This is a genomic window from Erythrobacter sp. KY5, assembly GCF_003264115.1.
Lineage (GTDB): Bacteria > Pseudomonadota > Alphaproteobacteria > Sphingomonadales > Sphingomonadaceae > Erythrobacter.
Genome location: NZ_CP021912.1, coordinates 2,204,057 through 2,218,504, shown reverse-complemented (window position 1 = coordinate 2,218,504; position 14,448 = coordinate 2,204,057). Strand labels below are relative to the sequence as shown.

The window sequence follows — 14,448 nt, the reverse complement described above, 5'->3', positions numbered from 1 at the left end:
GTCGATTACTGGCGGAAACGCTCGATCGCCTGAGCGAGAACAACGTAGAGCTTGCCCATGTCCGAACCGAGGATCGTAACGCCCAAGGCGTTACCATCTCGGGTCGACAGCATTGCGCGCAGCATCGCTTCGAAGTCGTGGATGTAGCGGCTGACATTGGCTTTGAACGCATCGTCTCGCTGATAAAGCTCAGCAATCTCCTTGGCCTCTGCGCTGTTGACGAGGCGCACTGCCCGCCGCGTGAAGATGCCGCGGTCGCCCTTGAGATAGGCGTCCCACTGGGTGTCGGTGACTTCGCTCGACAGTGAGGACGCGATGTCGATGGCGTTTGAGTTGAGGCTGTCCGTTATGAGAGCCATGCGCCGTGCGAAATCATTGCCGACCTGCTCTTCGGCGAGCTCGCGTGCCCGCGATACGCGCTGTTCCAGATTCACTGTCAGTTCATTCACCTTGGCAAGCTGATCGCGAAGCTGCGCGGTTGCCTCACGGCCTACGCCGGCTGCATGACTTGCCGCCTGTTCGAGTTTGCCGACAGTCTCAGCGGTGTCGTTGCGCAGGGCGCGTTCAATTTCCTGCGCGGCCTCCTTCGATATGGTCTGCGCGAGTGTGCCGACCTTTTCACGCGCGCCGTCTTCGAGAGCGGCGAAAGCGGATTTGGTGGCGTCTTCCAGAGTGTTGAGTGCGATCCGGAGTGTGTCTTGCGTACCTTCGGCAAACTCGCTGCTTTCAAGGCTCAGGCGGGTGAAGCCACCACGCAGGCCCTGAAGGCGCGAGAGCGCTTCTTCGGATTGCTCGGTCAGCTTCGCCTGCAAGTTTGCCACCTGGCTTTCGGTGTCGCTGATCTTGCCCTGCGTATCCAGAAGGTAGTCAGCCAGTCCTTCCGCATTCTCGCGCGTGCTGAACATGATGCTGGAAAGCTTGTCCGCGCGCTCTTCCACGGAGCCAAGCGATCCGAGCGCAGTTTCTATCGCCTCGGGCAGATCCTCGCGGCTATACTTCGCGCCGGATTGAATGATCTCAAGCAACCTGATTCCCGATTCGGTCAATTCGGCCAGTTGCGCTTCGGTTTCACTTAGCGCGGCGCGCTTCTCGGCCAGTTGTTTGTCGAGATCGCTAAGTCCTGCGGTCAGCCCGTTACGCGTCGCCTCGCCCTGCCTGTCGATCGAACCGATTAGTGTCGAAAGCTTTTCAAGCTGCTCACCAATAGCGGCAGAATGGGCGACGAGTTTCTCGGTTTCCTGAGCCTGCGCACTGCGCCGCTCTGCAAGCGCGTCGTCGAGATCGGCCAGGCGCTGCGCCAGTATCTCGCTAGCTTGAGCTTCGCGTGTCTCGAATTCCTCCTGGCGGCGGGTCATCTCCTCGAGAAACTTGCGGTCGCGAATGCCGAGGCGTTCATCGAAGCGGATGGCTTCCTGATTGAGCTCATGGATTCGTTTTTGCGAGGCGGCAAGAGCGTGGGCATCGAGGCGATCGAGAGACTCCACCGTCTTCCCGACCTCTTCTTCGAAGCGCTTCTTCGAGGCAAGCAACTGGTTAAGCGCGCCTGTTTCAGCATCGCGCAGCTTGATCGAGACTGCTTCAGTTTCGCTTTCCAGCGAGCTGATGCGTTGGCCGATAGCCGCAATGGCTTGCTCCTCGGCGGCTTGAACCTGCGTGCGATAGTCGGCAGCCATGGTTTTGACCGCTTCCAACCGTTTGCCGACGGTGTCTTCGACCGCGGCGATCTGTGACCCGAAGCTGGCGAGAATTTTACCCACTCGATTGTTGAGAGCGCTCACCTGGTTTTCGCTAGCCTTGCCAAACTGGTTGAGGCGTTCGAATCCGGTGACCAGCTTGTCCAGCTGTTCTTGTGCAGTGCGTCCGGCAGCGCCCACCTGGTTCGTCACATCTCGGGCAGAATTGGCAACGACCGGAAGATCGTCGCGAAGCCGGTTCATATTGCCGAGCGCCGTTTCACTCGCGCTGCCGATCGCATCGACCTGAGCGCCGTTTGATTTGATGAGCGATTGGAGTTCGGCGGCGTGAGTCGAAAGCTTTTCACTCGCGATCCGGCCGAGCGATTCCAGTTCGCGCGATTGCGCACCGAGAAACTCACGAGCAAGGCTGAGCTCGCGGTTCACCACGGTCAGCCGATCTTCAAGTTCACGACTTTCTTGGGAAAGGAGCGCGGCGGTTTCGGCAAAGCGCCTCGCTTCAGCGCGCGAATGACGCATGGTCAGAAGCCACACCACGCAAACGAGCAAGACGGGCACCGACCAGTCTATGATCCACCGTGTCCATTGAGCAGGCGGTGCACTGGCCGCATTCAGCAGCTGATCCTGCATCGCCCAGACATATAGCCCGGTCCATATTGCGACCACGCTGAAGGCCAGTGCAGGGGTGACCCATCCGAAACGCGACGCGGTTACATAGGTGTCATCTTCAAAGGCTGCCTCATCGGCATATTCCTCTGTGTATTCCGAAAGGTCGAGTTCCGCATCGCTTGCGGCATCGTCGGCAGGCATCGAAGCTGCCGATTCGGTTTCGGATTGCGCATCTTGCGCGGCGTTGGGGCCCACAGCCCGGATATGGTGTCCGCCTGACATTCGATGAAGATACCACAGCCGGGGCTGGGATAAACCCCGCATTAACTCCAAGTGCTTATGAGTCCCACGCATGGCCTATGAAAGCGGAGCCCTTGATGCGACATTAGCTGCGGCTGCCGGAGATGATCCGGCGCTGCTCGGCGAGTTGCGTTCTGCATTCGTGGAGAGCGCGCACAAGCAGCTCGATCTGCTCAAACGCTCACGCTGCGATGGCAACTGGAATGTCGCCGCGATGCGACTCAAGGGCCTGGCCGCCAGCTTCCACGCCGAGGAATTGTTGCTCGCTGCCGAAAACGCGCTGTCATGCGCGCCGGGTGAGCCTGCGGCCATTCGCCAGATCGAGACGGTTCTGGACCGCTTCGATGGCCGGGGCGCAGGGTTCCAGTAACGGCGCGGGCGGTTTTAGCTGCCACTCACCGCAAAATGATGGGGTTTGCCGGCGAACGCCGCTTGAAGATCGCCGTTTGCGACGCCTAGCGTCGTCAACGCTCTCAACTGGAAAGACCCGATTTGCGCACCGCTCTTGTCGCCGCGATCAAACGTACCCCGTCAGGCAATCTACGCGCTGAGTTAATGCTTGGCGGTCGAAGCGTTCTGGCTTGGCAGATCGAACTCGCGCGCGAGCTGGGTTGCGAGCGGGTCGTGTGCATTTGCGAGGGGCCAGCCGATGAAGTGCTCGCTCAGCAGAAATGGGTCGAGAGCGAGGGGCGTGAGTTTCACGCCGTGCGCGGCAACATCCACCTGACAGGCATTATGCGGGCCAATGACGAACTGGTCCTTATCGCTGATGGGCTGGTGCCAGATCGGGAAGCCGTGCACGCTCTCATGCCGGATGAAGGCGAACTGCGAAGGGGCATATGGACGATCGCGGCAGGCCACGAATTGGCCGAATCCTTCCCCGAAGATTTTGAGCGCATCGACCGGGATAGGCACTGGGCCGGGATTGCTGTCATGAAGGCCGGCAAGGTTCAGGAGCTTGCCGATCTGCCGCAAGATGGGGACGCGATGTCACTCTTGCTGAGGCTAGCCTTGCAGGCCCGGACCAAATGCCACGCTCTTTCCTCTGATAGCCTGGAAGCGGGCCGCTGGTTGCTCGCGACATCGCAGGCTGCACTGGAAGAGCGTGAACAGGATTTGATTACTGCAAACGCCCCCGCTGCGCCGCTAAGCGCGCCATTGCAGGCCGTTGCCGATGCAATTGTGCGCGAAACAGCGCCGCGCTGGCTGGATAAAGGTGCCGAGAGGAGCGCGGTTGCATCCATCGTATTGCTTAGCGCGGGCGTCGCCTTGTCAGCGCTTGGGCAGGGGATGTGGGGGCTGGGTGTTGCGGCGCTTGGCGCATTCGCGGGGCAATTGAGCGGTTCGTGGGCGCGAATGCGTTCGGCGCTTTGGTCGCGAAGAGCGAATGTGCAGATTGAGCGCGCACTGGTGCTGGCCACGGACCTTCTGTGCACCGCTGCGCTCGTTCTGGCGCTGAGCATGGTAAGCACCTCACTGCCTCTCATATCGCTGGCATTGCTAGCGATATTGCTATCTCGGACCGTCGGGAAAGGGTGCGCGAACAGTCAGTTAAGTGCCGGTACGGCCATCTGGCGTGATCGCGCGGTCCACATGGCGATTTTTGCACTGGCAGCAGTGTTCGGAGTGCTTCCCGAGGCGTTGGCAGTGTTCGCTCTTGGCGCAACTGTGCAATTGATGCTGCGCGAGCAGGCATATTGAGCTAACCGGGCTTTAACCATAGGCGCTGTATCGGGTGCCGGATGGGCGAAATGGCAATGGACCGGACTGAAACCACCTATGTGGAAGCCATCTTGAAAGATGAGCTTGAGCGCGAGGATCGTGCGCTGCGTTCGGTTGCGCCGGTCATTTCGCATATGCTCGATACAGGCGGCGGATCGCTGGTGAGCGACGCGGTCGTGGCACGGCTGCGCGGCATGCTCGGCGACATTGCGCGCCAATTGCTTGAAGCCGGTGCGCCCGCCACCGCGAGCGATGTTGCGATTGACCAGCTTGTCGAAGATATTTCGGATGACAGCGCCCTGATCGACCACCTTTATGCGCTAGCGCTGGAAGGGCATCTTGCTGATCGCTTGGAAGAGCGGTTCGGAATTGATCCTGTTCTCAGTCCGCTTGTGCAGGAACTGATTGCTTCGGATCATCCTGCAACAGCAGAGCTTGCGATGAGCGCTATGGCTGCACAATCGCGGTTCAGCCTGGGGCAGAGGCGGATGGAACTGCCGATTGGCGAACTTCCTGCGGACCTGTTTTCTGCGGTGTTAGAGCGCTTTTGCGAGGCAGCGCAGGATCGCGAGCCTGCACCGCTTGACCGCGCAATCGAGCAGCTTCGGGCCAACTATGACGAAGCTGGAACGCGCATTGGGCTGCTGGCCCGGCTGACCGCTGGCATGCGCGGCGGCGCGATTGCCGGGCTTAACCTTGAACATGCCGGCCTGGCCCTGTTCACCAGCTCGCTCGCCGCACTCACCTCGCAAAGCCGAGATCGCGCGATTTTTTCCTGCCATGATCGCCAATCGGCGCGACTGGCAATCAGCTTGCGTGCGGCGGGGCTGGATGCGGAAGATATCGAAGCGCAATTCGGGCTGCTCGATCAAAGCCAGTCGCCGCCTGATGGACTTGGTTCAATGCCGCCCGAAGTCGCGCTTGACATGCTCAATGCCTCGAATGGTGGGCTGGCGTGAACCGGCAGCAATCCATAGCAGCAGCCCGCGGGTTGACCGATGCGAGTGACAGACTTCTGTCCGCCGATGAGCCGCTTGCCGAACTCCATGAGGCCTGCGGCGGCACTCTGCCGGGCACGCTCGCCATTCCAGAGCTGCTGGCACTCGTGCGCCGCGCGAGAGGGCTGGGACTTCGCATAGCGCGAGAATTCAGCGCCTTCGATGGCGAGGAGCTTGTCAGCGGATTTGCCCGTATTCAGCCCATCGACGATGACGAAATTGGCGGATGCGAGGTTATTGTCGAAAACTGGCATCGCGCCGTGCACAGTGAGACGACCTCGCATGAGGATGCGCAACGGATTGACGAAGTCGACCGTGCGACCGCCGAGGTGCGTGCGCGCCTCGATGCGCGTCAACAGGTCCAGTTGGTCAGCGTCTGCGTCCCTGACGCGGTCAGCTTCATTGATGCGATCGAAGCGCAGCCGGGCTGCGCGTGGTCCGATTACGTTGAATTGCAGGGCATTTCCCACCAACAGCCGCTTCATTGGCGTCTGCTCGACGGGGCTAGCGCCACGATACCCGGCTCCTCTCGCAACTGGCGCGTCAGGTTAATCCCCTTGGGCCCCAATGGCGCGGCGCCGCGCGGGTTTGAATTGCTGTTGCTGTCGAATGAGCCGCTTCCTGCAGAGGGCAAGGGGACGGAGCCGGCACAGGTTGGAGGCGCTCATTCACGCATCATCGGCAGCGCGCTCACGCCGGTCCTGCGCCAACCCATCGCGCGCATCATCGCGAATGCTGAAACCATCCGTACACGGCTCGCCGGGCCTTTGCGGGACGAGTACAGCGAATATGCAGGCAACATCGCGGCTGCGGGTCAACACTTGTCAGGCATGCTCGATGACCTCGCCGATCTTGAGGTGGTTGAGGCTCCCGGCTTCTCAACTGCCAGCGAGCGGGTGGACCTTGCCGACGTTGCCCGACGGGCGACGGGAATTCTCGGCGTGCGTGCGCGCGATCGCAAGATCGACTTCGTAATTGAAGAGAGTGACGATCCGGTCATTGCGACTGCCGAATTCCGCCGGGTGCTCCAGATATTCATCAACCTCATCGGCAACGCCATCGCTTACTCTCCCGAGGGGAGCACCGTCACGGTAACCGCGCAAATCGAAGGCGAAGGCCTGGTGAGCGCGAGCGTGAGCGACGAGGGGCCGGGCGTCGATGCCGGGCAGGCCGAGAAAATCTTCGACAAGTTCGAACGGCTTGGCCGCGACAGCGATGGCGGGAACGACACCGGCTCGGGCCTCGGGCTTTATATCTCGCGCAAGCTTGCTCTTGCGATGGGAGGCGATCTCGAAATCGTTCAGCCTGATGAGGGCGAAGCGATCGCCGGCGCGCAGTTCAAGCTGACGCTGGCCGCTGCGGATAGTTCAAATTCCTAACAAAAAGGCCCGTCCGGTTAAGGGCAGGCCTTTCGTCAAGTTCTTCGCGCTTCTTTGCGCTAGCCTTAGCGCTCGCTCAGCGGCACATAGTCGCGCTCAACCGGGCCAGTATAGAGCTGGCGAGGGCGACCGATGACCTGTGCTGGATCGGAGATCATCTCGTTCCACTGCGCGACCCAGCCAACGGTGCGTGCAAGAGCAAAGAGAGCGGTGAACATCGTGGTCGGGAAACCGATCGCCGAAAGAATGATGCCCGAATAAAAGTCGACGTTCGGGAACAGCTTCTTTTCCTTGAAATACGGGTCGCTGAGAGCGATTTCTTCGAGCTGAAGGGCGGTTTCGAACACCGGATCCTTGACGTTCAGTGCATCGAAAACTTCGCGCACGGTCGACTGCATAACCGTCGCACGCGGGTCGTAGTTCTTGTAGACGCGGTGACCAAAGCCCATCAGGCGGAACGGGTCGTTCTTGTCCTTGGCGCGCTCGATATAGTGCGGAATGCGATCAGGCGTGCCGATTTCGCGCAGCATGTTGAGCGCCGCTTCGTTTGCGCCGCCATGAGCCGGACCCCACAGGCAGGCGATGCCCGCTGCGATACAGGCGAACGGGTTCGCACCCGAAGAACCGGCAAGACGGACGGTCGAAGTCGATGCGTTCTGTTCGTGGTCGGCGTGGAGGATGAAGATCCGGTCCATTGCCTTTTCTACCGCCGGAATGACTTCGTATTCTTCAGCCGGAACGCCGAAGGTCATGCGCAGGAAGTTGCCCGTGTAGCTTAGGTCGTTCTTGGGCTGCATGAAAGGCTGACCGACCGAGTACTTGTACGCCATCGCTGCGATGGTTGGCATCTTCGCAATCAATCGGTGCGAGCTGATCTTGCGGTGCTCAGGGTCCGAGATGTCAGTGCTGTCGTGATAGAATGCCGACAGAGCACCTACAACGCCGCACATGATCGCCATCGGGTGCGCATCGCGGCGGAAGCCCTGGTAGAACGTGTTCAGTTGATCGTGCAGCATGGTGTGCCGCGTGATCGTGTAGTTGAAGTCCTCGTACTCCTGCTGGCTTGGCAGTTCGCCATTGAGAAGCAGGTAAGCGGTTTCCATGAAGCTCGAATGTTCAGCCAGCTGCCCGATCGGGTAGCCGCGGTGAAGCAGGACGCCTTCCTGGCCGTCGATATAGGTCAGCGCGCTTTCGCAGCTCGCGGTCGACTTGTAGCCGGGGTCGAAAGTGAAGGCGCCGGTCGATCCATACAGCTTACGTATATCGACCACATCCGGGCCGGTGCTGCCTTCGAGCACGGGAAACTCGTAAGTTTGCCCACCCAGTTCGAGTTTCGCCTGCTTGTCTGCCAAGTTAAGTCTCCTGCCGTAATTCTTTTCAGCGTGATCGCCCAGACTTCAAGAAGCCTGCGCGTCGATCCGTGCCAGGGATTCTTCCCGTCCCAACAGGACCAGAACATCGAAAATACCGGGCGACGTCGTCGTCCCGGTCAGTGCGGCGCGCATAGGCTGCGCCAGCTTGCCGAGCCCCAATTCCTGTTCCTCTGCAAGCGCTTTGGTAGTGGCTTCGAGCGCTTCGATTGTCCAGCTATTTTCCTTTGCAAGCGCCGTTGAAACCAGTGCAAGTCTCGCGCGGCCCTCCTCATCGAGCAGCTTGGCTGCCTTTTCCGTCATTTCCAGCGGTCGCTTCGCAAAGAGAAATCCTGCGCCTTCAACGAGTTCATCGATATTCTTGGCACGCGTTTTGAGCACAGGCATAGCCTTGGTCAGGATCGCTACATCCGCATTTTCGCCGATTCTGGATGCGACCAGACCGGCGAGGCGCGCATCGTCAGCCTCGCGAATATAATGCCCGTTCAGATTTTCGAGCTTCTTCATGTCGAAACGCGACGGGCTCTTACCCACACCGGCGAGGTCGAACAGTTCGACAGCCTCTTCGCGGGTGATCTCTTCGCGGTCGCCGTGACCCCAGCCAAGGCGCAGCAAGTAGTTGAACAGCGCCTCGGGCAGGATGCCGAATTCGTCGCGATAGGTTTCTGCCCCAAGAGCGCCGTGTCGCTTGGACAGTTTCGCCCCGTCCGAGCCGTGGATCAGTGGCACGTGGGCGTAGATCGGATCGGGCCATCCCCCCTCAATTTCGTCCATCGCCCGGTAGATCGGCAATTGGCGAAAGGCGTTGTTGAGGTGATCGTCGCCGCGAATAACGTGCGTGACCCCCATGTCGTGATCGTCCACCACCGCTGCAAGCATGTAGGTCGGTGTCCCGTCCGCGCGCAGGATGATGTAGTCGTCTAGTTCCTCATTGCGCACTGAAACCGTGCCCTGGACCTTGTCTTCGATGGTCGCCTCTCCTTCGAGCGGCGTTTTAAGTCGGACGGCATAAGGAGCGCCGTCGGGCGCTTCCGATGGATCACGGTCACGCCAGCGGCCATCATACCGCATCGGCTGCTTGTTGGCGCGCTGGTCTGCCCGCATGGCTTCCAGTTCTTCAGGAGTGGCGAAGCACTTGTAAGCATGACCTGCCTCAAGAAGCTTGTGCGCAACTTCTGCGTGCCTGTCCGCGCGCTGCGACTGGAATGTGGGCGCTTCGTCATAGTCGAGGCCGAGCCAGTCCAATCCATCCAGGATCGCGTCGATCGCTTCCTGCGTGGAGCGCTTCTTGTCCGTATCCTCGATGCGCAACAGCGCCTTTCCGCCGTGATGGCGGGCGAAGAGCCAGTTGAAGAGCGCCGTGCGAGCTCCGCCGATATGGAGGAAGCCTGTAGGCGACGGGGCAAAACGGGTGACAACTGGGCTTGCCATGGGCTTGATATTCCTATTCATTCTAGCGCATTGAGTATGGCCGAACCCGAAGGGGGAAATGGGCCCTTGGCCAATACGCCGATCATTCCGATTGCGGGCGAGCCCGACAGCAGCGTTGAGGCTGCGCGAACCGATCCGTCTGGCCCTCGAGAGGCCGCTGCGCGCCTGTGGCAAAGGGGCGGCGGATTGTCCAGCGCTGCGAGCGCGCTTGCGACCAAGGTCGAAGCCTTCCTGGCCGGAGCGGGCTTCGACCGTGCACCGTGGCTGGCCGTCGTCTTCGTCGCAGGAATCCTTAGCTGGTTCGCCTTGCGCAACGAATGGCAATGGTGCGCAGGGATCGCTCTCTCTTTGCTCACGGCCTTGTTCGCGCTGGCTGCGTGGAGGGACCGGCCGGAACGCGACCATGTTCGAACGGCCCTGATCGCGTGTGGCCTCGTTTTTGCCGCAGGGGTCAGCGTCATCTGGCTGCGCTCCGAAATGGTGGGCGCGGAGCCGATTGAGCGCCCCATGATCGAGCGCGTTCAGGGATATGTGCTTGAGCGCGTGGATCAGCCATCGCAGGACCGCATTCGCCTCACGCTGGCTGTTCGTGATGCGGCCAATGGGCAGGGCCGAAGGATCAGGGTCAATGTCCCGCTCGGCGTTGCTCAGGATGCGACAGAGGGCCTCGATGCCGGGGCCTTGGCTGAAGGAGCGGTCGTCCGAATGCGCGTCCGCCTCATGCCACCGGCGAGCCCCATGCTACCGGGCGCTTACGATTTTGCCAGAGCAGCCTGGTTCAAGGGGTTGAGCGGCACTGGCAGCGTGCTGGGCGAGGTCGAAGTGATAGAGCCTGCGCCGCAAACCAGCGGAATTGCCTCGATGCAACGCGCTCTGTCGGCCCACGTTAGGGACCGCGTCGACGGTTCGGCCGGTACAATCGCTGCTGCATTTGCAAGCGGCGACAGGGGAGCAATCGCCGAGGCGGACGAGGACGCCATGCGCGATGCAGGCCTTACCCACCTGCTTGCAATCAGCGGGCTGCATGTGAGCGCGGTGATCGCGGCTGCCTATTTCATGGCGCTCAAGCTGCTTGCGCTTTTCCCCGCCATCGCTCTGCGCGTGAGGCTCCCGGTCGCAGCTGCCGCTATCGGAGCGCTGGCCGGGATCGGCTATACTTTGCTGACAGGTGCGCAGGTTCCAACCGTGCGCAGCTGCGCCGCAGCCATGCTGGTTCTGATCGCGCTTGCGATGGGCCGCGATGCGCTGTCTTTGAGAATGGTTGCGGTCGCAGCCGCGTTCGTGCTGCTGCTTTGGCCGGAGAGCGTCATCGGGCCGAGCTTCCAGATGAGCTTTGCTGCAGTCCTTGCGATCGTGGCGCTCCATTCCTCGGGGCCTGTAAAAGCATTCCTCGCGCCGCGGGAAGAGCATTGGCCGCGCCGTTTCGGCAGGGGGGTGTTCATGCTGTTCGTGACCGGTCTCGTTATCGAGATCGCGCTCATGCCGATCGTTCTATTCCACTTCCACCGCGCGGGCTTGTACGGGGCCTTCGCCAATGTGCTCGCAATCCCGCTTGTAACCTTCATCTCGATGCCGCTCATCGCGGTTGCATTGGCGTTCGATATCGTTGGCCTCGGCGCACCGTTCTGGTGGCTTGTCGAGACCTCTTTGAAGGCGCTGCTTACCATTGCCCACTTCACCGCTTCACAGCCCGGTGCCGTCAAGCTCATGCCTCAGATGAGCGGCCTGACCATCGCGCTTTTCGTAGGCGGTGGCTTATGGCTCGCCCTGTGGAGCGGTAGGGCGCGTTTGCTCGGCTTCGTGCCGGCAGGTCTTGCGACGGCCCTGCTGCTGTTCACGCCGATACCGGATGTCCTGATCGGGAGGGAAGGACGCAATGTCGGCATCACGATCGAAGATGACGATGGCAGTCTCAGGCTCTTGTCTTTGCGTGACAGCCGATCCTCCTATTCACGCGACAACCTTCTCGAATTGGCGAGCGTTCAAAGCGAACCCATCCCTCTTGCACAATGGGATGGCGCACAGTGTTCGACCGAGTTTTGCACGCTGGTGATCGAACGGGGAGGGAGGACCTGGTCTCTCCTGCTTGCGCGCAATCGCGATCTTATAGAGGAGCGCTCGCTCTCTGCCGCCTGCGAGCGGGCCGATATCGTGGTCGCCGACCGTTTCCTGCCGAGATCGTGCCAGCCTCGCTGGCTCAAGGCAGACCGCCGTTTGCTGTCACGCACCGGCGGACTTGCGCTCAACCTTGAAGATGGCGAGGTGTCCAGCGTTGCCGAAGGTCAGGGAGGGCATGGCTGGTGGCGGGGGGAAGACGACCTTGCATCACCCCGCCGACCACGCAATCAGTGATAACGCCGCAACAGACCTGCAAGTTTACCCTGAACTTCGACCTCGTCAGGGCCGTAGACCTGTGCGTCATAAGTCGCATTGGCCGGATCGAGCCGAACCATGGCGCCTTCCTTGTGCAGGTACTTGAGCGTTGCCTCTTCTCCGCGAACCAGAGCCACCACGATCTCACCATCGCGGGCGGTGTTGGTTCGGCGAACAAGGGCAAAATCGCCATCGAAGATGCCAGCCTCGATCATCGAGTCTCCCGACACTTCAAGAGCGTAATGCTCTCCCGGGCCAAGCAACGCCGCAGGAACCGGCAGTGAGCTTTGCCCTTCGAGTGCCTCAATCGGTGCACCAGCCGCGATGCGCCCGTGAAGCGGGATTTCGATCACGTCATTGGCAGGCTGAGGCGCCTTCGCCATGACGCTGGAAGCTGAAGCAACCGCATCGTTCGCCGTAATCGAAGCGGGCGCGGCCTGCGACCTCGTTGCAGTCACCGCGTCTTCCGGCACCTTGATTACCTCAAGCGCGCGAGCCCGGTTGGGCAGGCGGCGGATAAAGCCGCGTTCTTCAAGAGCAGATATCAGGCGGTGAACCCCCGATTTGCTCTTCAGGTCGAGCGCTTCTTTCATTTCCTCAAAGCTCGGCGAGATACCGGTTTCTTCAAGCCGCTGCTGAATGAAGCGGATCAATTCATGCTGTTTTGCCGTCAACATGGGCAAACTCCGTAAAAGCCGCATTGTCCGCGCCTGAGCCGGAAGTGGCCCGTGCGCAATGCCAAACTCGCGCGCTCCCAGAGGCACCGTCCGTCAAAACGGAACAGGTGCGATACAGAGCACTAACCGCGCACCGATATGGTGAACGAATGTGGAACAAGTAGGCAACTTCGGAAATCGTGTCAAGCGGACTATGTCGACAAACCCAAGGGAATCAGCCATTTTCGATGTTGTAGATGCGCACAGGCTCACCCGGTTGCACTTCGCCTGATCCGGCAGGGCGTTCGATCAGGCAGTTGGCTGCTGCAAGTGAGCGGATTGCGCTCGAATCCTGCGATGCTGCGCGGCGAACGCGCTGCCCGTCGAAGACACCGCGCACGAACTCGCGGCGAGCTCCTGTCGCGGGCATTGTCTCAGCGGCTTGAGCAGTCACCGCGACCGGCAAGCGCGCCGCCATTCCCATCGCCGCACGGGCGAGGGGCAGCGCGAACAGAAACGCGGTCACGAAGCTTGAGACAGGGTTCCCCGGCAGGCCAAGCACCACTTGCGAGCCTCGCGTCGCGACCATGAGCGGCTTGCCCGGCCGGATAGCCACTTTCCAGAAGGCTATATCCGCGCCCCATTCGCGCAAGGCCGATTGCACGAGATCGTGGTCTCCCACAGATGCTCCCCCCGATGTGATGAGGATGTCGCAGCCTTCCGCTCTGGCGAGAGCGGCTGCGAGCGCGCCCATATCGTCGCCCACCGGTCCGATCCTCATGCATTCACCGACGAGGGGCCGCAGCATGGCGGCTATCATCGCTCCGTTCGAGGCGGGGATTTGGTTCGGACCGCAGTTTTCAGGATCTGAGCTCAGCTCATCACCACTATCGAGCACCGCCACTTTTGCGCGTTTGCGGACCGCCAACGTGCCGTGACCCGATGTGATGGCCAGCGCGAGTTGAGCAGGGCCGATCCGGGTTCCGGCTTCGAGTACGGTGTCTCCGGAGGCGAAGTCGAAACCGCGTTTGCGGACATGCTTTCCGAGGGGCGGGGCATCCTCGGCGCTCACTTCGTCTTGCGTGACGTGGGCGTTTTCCTGAATGAGGACGCTATCGCTGCCGGCGGGCATGTGCGCACCGGTTGAGATCCGCACGGCTTCGCCCTCAGCCAGCTTTCCATCGAAGGGCGCACCGGCGCGGCTTTCACCGACGAGCTTCCATGGTCCCGCACCTGAAAGCGCGTAGCCATCCATCGCCGACAGGTCTGCGGAAGGCTGGGTTCGGGCCGCCTTGAGGTCGTGCGCCAGGACCCTGCCCAATGCCTCTTCAACCGGGACCGTTTCCGCGCCCAGCACCGGTACAAGCGCGAGCAGCCGCTCTTGCGCCTCGTCAAGGTCGAGCAATCCGCTCACGCGGCGGGCGCTTTCCAATCGCCGGACTTGCCGCCGCGCTTCTCGATGAGGCGCACCTCGCCAATCACCATCCCCTTATCGATGGCCTTCGCCATGTCGTAGATGGTGAGCAGCGCGGTCGAAACGGCGACCATCGCCTCCATTTCCACGCCGGTCTTGCCTGTCAGCGATGCGGTAGCGGTGGCACGGATCGAGCGATCTTCGAAAGCGAACTCGACGCTCACCGCTTCAAGCCCGAGCGGATGGCACAGCGGGATCAGCTCGCCCGTGCGCTTGGCGGCCATGATCCCGGCGATGCGCGCCGTGCCGAGTACATCCCCCTTGGGCGCATCGCCTTGGCGGATTGCTTCGAGAGCTTCGGGAGACATGCCGATCCGCCCGGACGCAATCGCGATACGCTGCGTTTCGGCTTTGCCGCCGACATCGACCATGCGCGCGGAGCCTTGCGAATCGAGGTGTGTCAAACCGTTCATATTCAGGACCTTACCTGAGAAGTGGACCG

Annotated in this window: 11 protein-coding genes; 5 read left to right on the top strand and 6 right to left on the bottom strand. The window is 61.1% G+C overall.

Annotation, left to right across the window (positions count from 1 at the left end):
* Positions 1–5 precede the first annotated feature (5 nt).
* A complete protein-coding gene (locus CD351_RS10490; RefSeq protein WP_234027103.1) occupies positions 6–2,585 on the bottom strand; it encodes an ATPase in 2,580 nt (859 codons plus the stop codon).
* A gap of 70 nt (positions 2,586–2,655) precedes the next feature.
* On the opposite strand from CD351_RS10490, the gene CD351_RS10485 reads away from it, so the two are divergent.
* From CD351_RS10485 to CD351_RS10465, 4 genes are all read left to right on the top strand, one after another.
* Entirely contained in the window at positions 2,656–2,973 is a 318-nt protein-coding gene (locus CD351_RS10485; RefSeq protein ID WP_111992603.1) for an Hpt domain-containing protein, read from the top strand.
* A gap of 122 nt (positions 2,974–3,095) precedes the next feature.
* On the top strand, positions 3,096–4,304 hold the full coding sequence (locus tag CD351_RS15725) for a hypothetical protein (protein WP_162627690.1): 1,209 nt from the start codon (positions 3,096–3,098) through the stop codon (positions 4,302–4,304).
* Between the two features lie 41 nt (positions 4,305–4,345).
* Entirely contained in the window at positions 4,346–5,284 is a 939-nt protein-coding gene (locus CD351_RS10470; RefSeq protein WP_111992600.1) for a hypothetical protein, read from the top strand.
* On the top strand, positions 5,281–6,702 hold the full coding sequence (locus tag CD351_RS10465) for a sensor histidine kinase KdpD (RefSeq protein ID WP_111992599.1): 1,422 nt from the start codon (positions 5,281–5,283) through the stop codon (positions 6,700–6,702). The genes CD351_RS10470 and CD351_RS10465 overlap by 4 nt, the downstream gene beginning before the upstream one ends.
* Before the next feature lie 65 nt (positions 6,703–6,767).
* Here CD351_RS10465 and CD351_RS10460 read toward each other — a convergent pair whose 3' ends face one another.
* The gene (locus CD351_RS10460; RefSeq protein WP_111992598.1) at positions 6,768–8,054 is read right to left on the bottom strand and encodes a citrate synthase; all 1,287 of its coding nucleotides are present in this window, start codon (positions 8,052–8,054) and stop codon (positions 6,768–6,770) included.
* Positions 8,055–8,099: 45 nt separating this feature from the next.
* A complete protein-coding gene (gene gltX, locus CD351_RS10455) occupies positions 8,100–9,503 on the bottom strand; it encodes a glutamate--tRNA ligase (protein WP_111993705.1) in 1,404 nt (467 codons plus the stop codon).
* Between the two features lie 36 nt (positions 9,504–9,539).
* Here gltX and CD351_RS10450 point away from each other — a divergent pair, with 36 nt between their 5' ends.
* A complete protein-coding gene (locus tag CD351_RS10450; protein WP_111992597.1) occupies positions 9,540–11,855 on the top strand; it encodes a ComEC/Rec2 family competence protein in 2,316 nt (771 codons plus the stop codon).
* On the opposite strand, the gene lexA is transcribed toward CD351_RS10450, so the two are convergent.
* The 3 genes from lexA to moaC all read right to left on the bottom strand — a co-directional run bounded on the left by lexA (position 11,849) and on the right by moaC (position 14,419).
* Positions 11,849–12,553 (bottom strand): transcriptional repressor LexA, encoded by a 705-nt coding sequence (gene lexA, locus CD351_RS10445; protein WP_111992596.1) that lies wholly within the window; start codon positions 12,551–12,553, stop codon positions 11,849–11,851. The genes CD351_RS10450 and lexA overlap by 7 nt on opposite strands.
* Before the next feature lie 214 nt (positions 12,554–12,767).
* Complete coding sequence (locus tag CD351_RS10440; RefSeq protein ID WP_111992595.1) at positions 12,768–13,946, bottom strand: molybdopterin molybdotransferase MoeA; 1,179 nt, start codon at positions 13,944–13,946, stop codon at positions 12,768–12,770.
* Positions 13,943–14,419 carry a cyclic pyranopterin monophosphate synthase MoaC gene (gene moaC / locus CD351_RS10435; RefSeq protein WP_111992594.1) on the bottom strand — a complete coding sequence of 159 codons (477 nt, stop codon included), beginning with the start codon at positions 14,417–14,419 and terminating at the stop codon, positions 13,943–13,945. The genes CD351_RS10440 and moaC overlap by 4 nt, the downstream gene beginning before the upstream one ends.
* Between the last annotated feature and the right edge of the window lie 29 nt (positions 14,420–14,448).

Coding starts and splice junctions, on each gene's coding strand:
- CD351_RS10450 (WP_111992597.1), top strand. CDS start 9,540: ATGGCCGAACCCGAAGGGGGAAATGGGCCCTTGGCCAATACGCCGATC.
- lexA (WP_111992596.1), bottom strand. CDS start 12,553: ATGTTGACGGCAAAACAGCATGAATTGATCCGCTTCATTCAGCAGCGG.
- gltX (WP_111993705.1), bottom strand. CDS start 9,503: ATGGCAAGCCCAGTTGTCACCCGTTTTGCCCCGTCGCCTACAGGCTTC.
- CD351_RS10470 (WP_111992600.1), top strand. CDS start 4,346: ATGGGCGAAATGGCAATGGACCGGACTGAAACCACCTATGTGGAAGCC.
- CD351_RS10485 (WP_111992603.1), top strand. CDS start 2,656: ATGGCCTATGAAAGCGGAGCCCTTGATGCGACATTAGCTGCGGCTGCC.
- CD351_RS10490 (WP_234027103.1), bottom strand. CDS start 2,585: ATGTCAGGCGGACACCATATCCGGGCTGTGGGCCCCAACGCCGCGCAA.
- moaC (WP_111992594.1), bottom strand. CDS start 14,419: ATGAACGGTTTGACACACCTCGATTCGCAAGGCTCCGCGCGCATGGTC.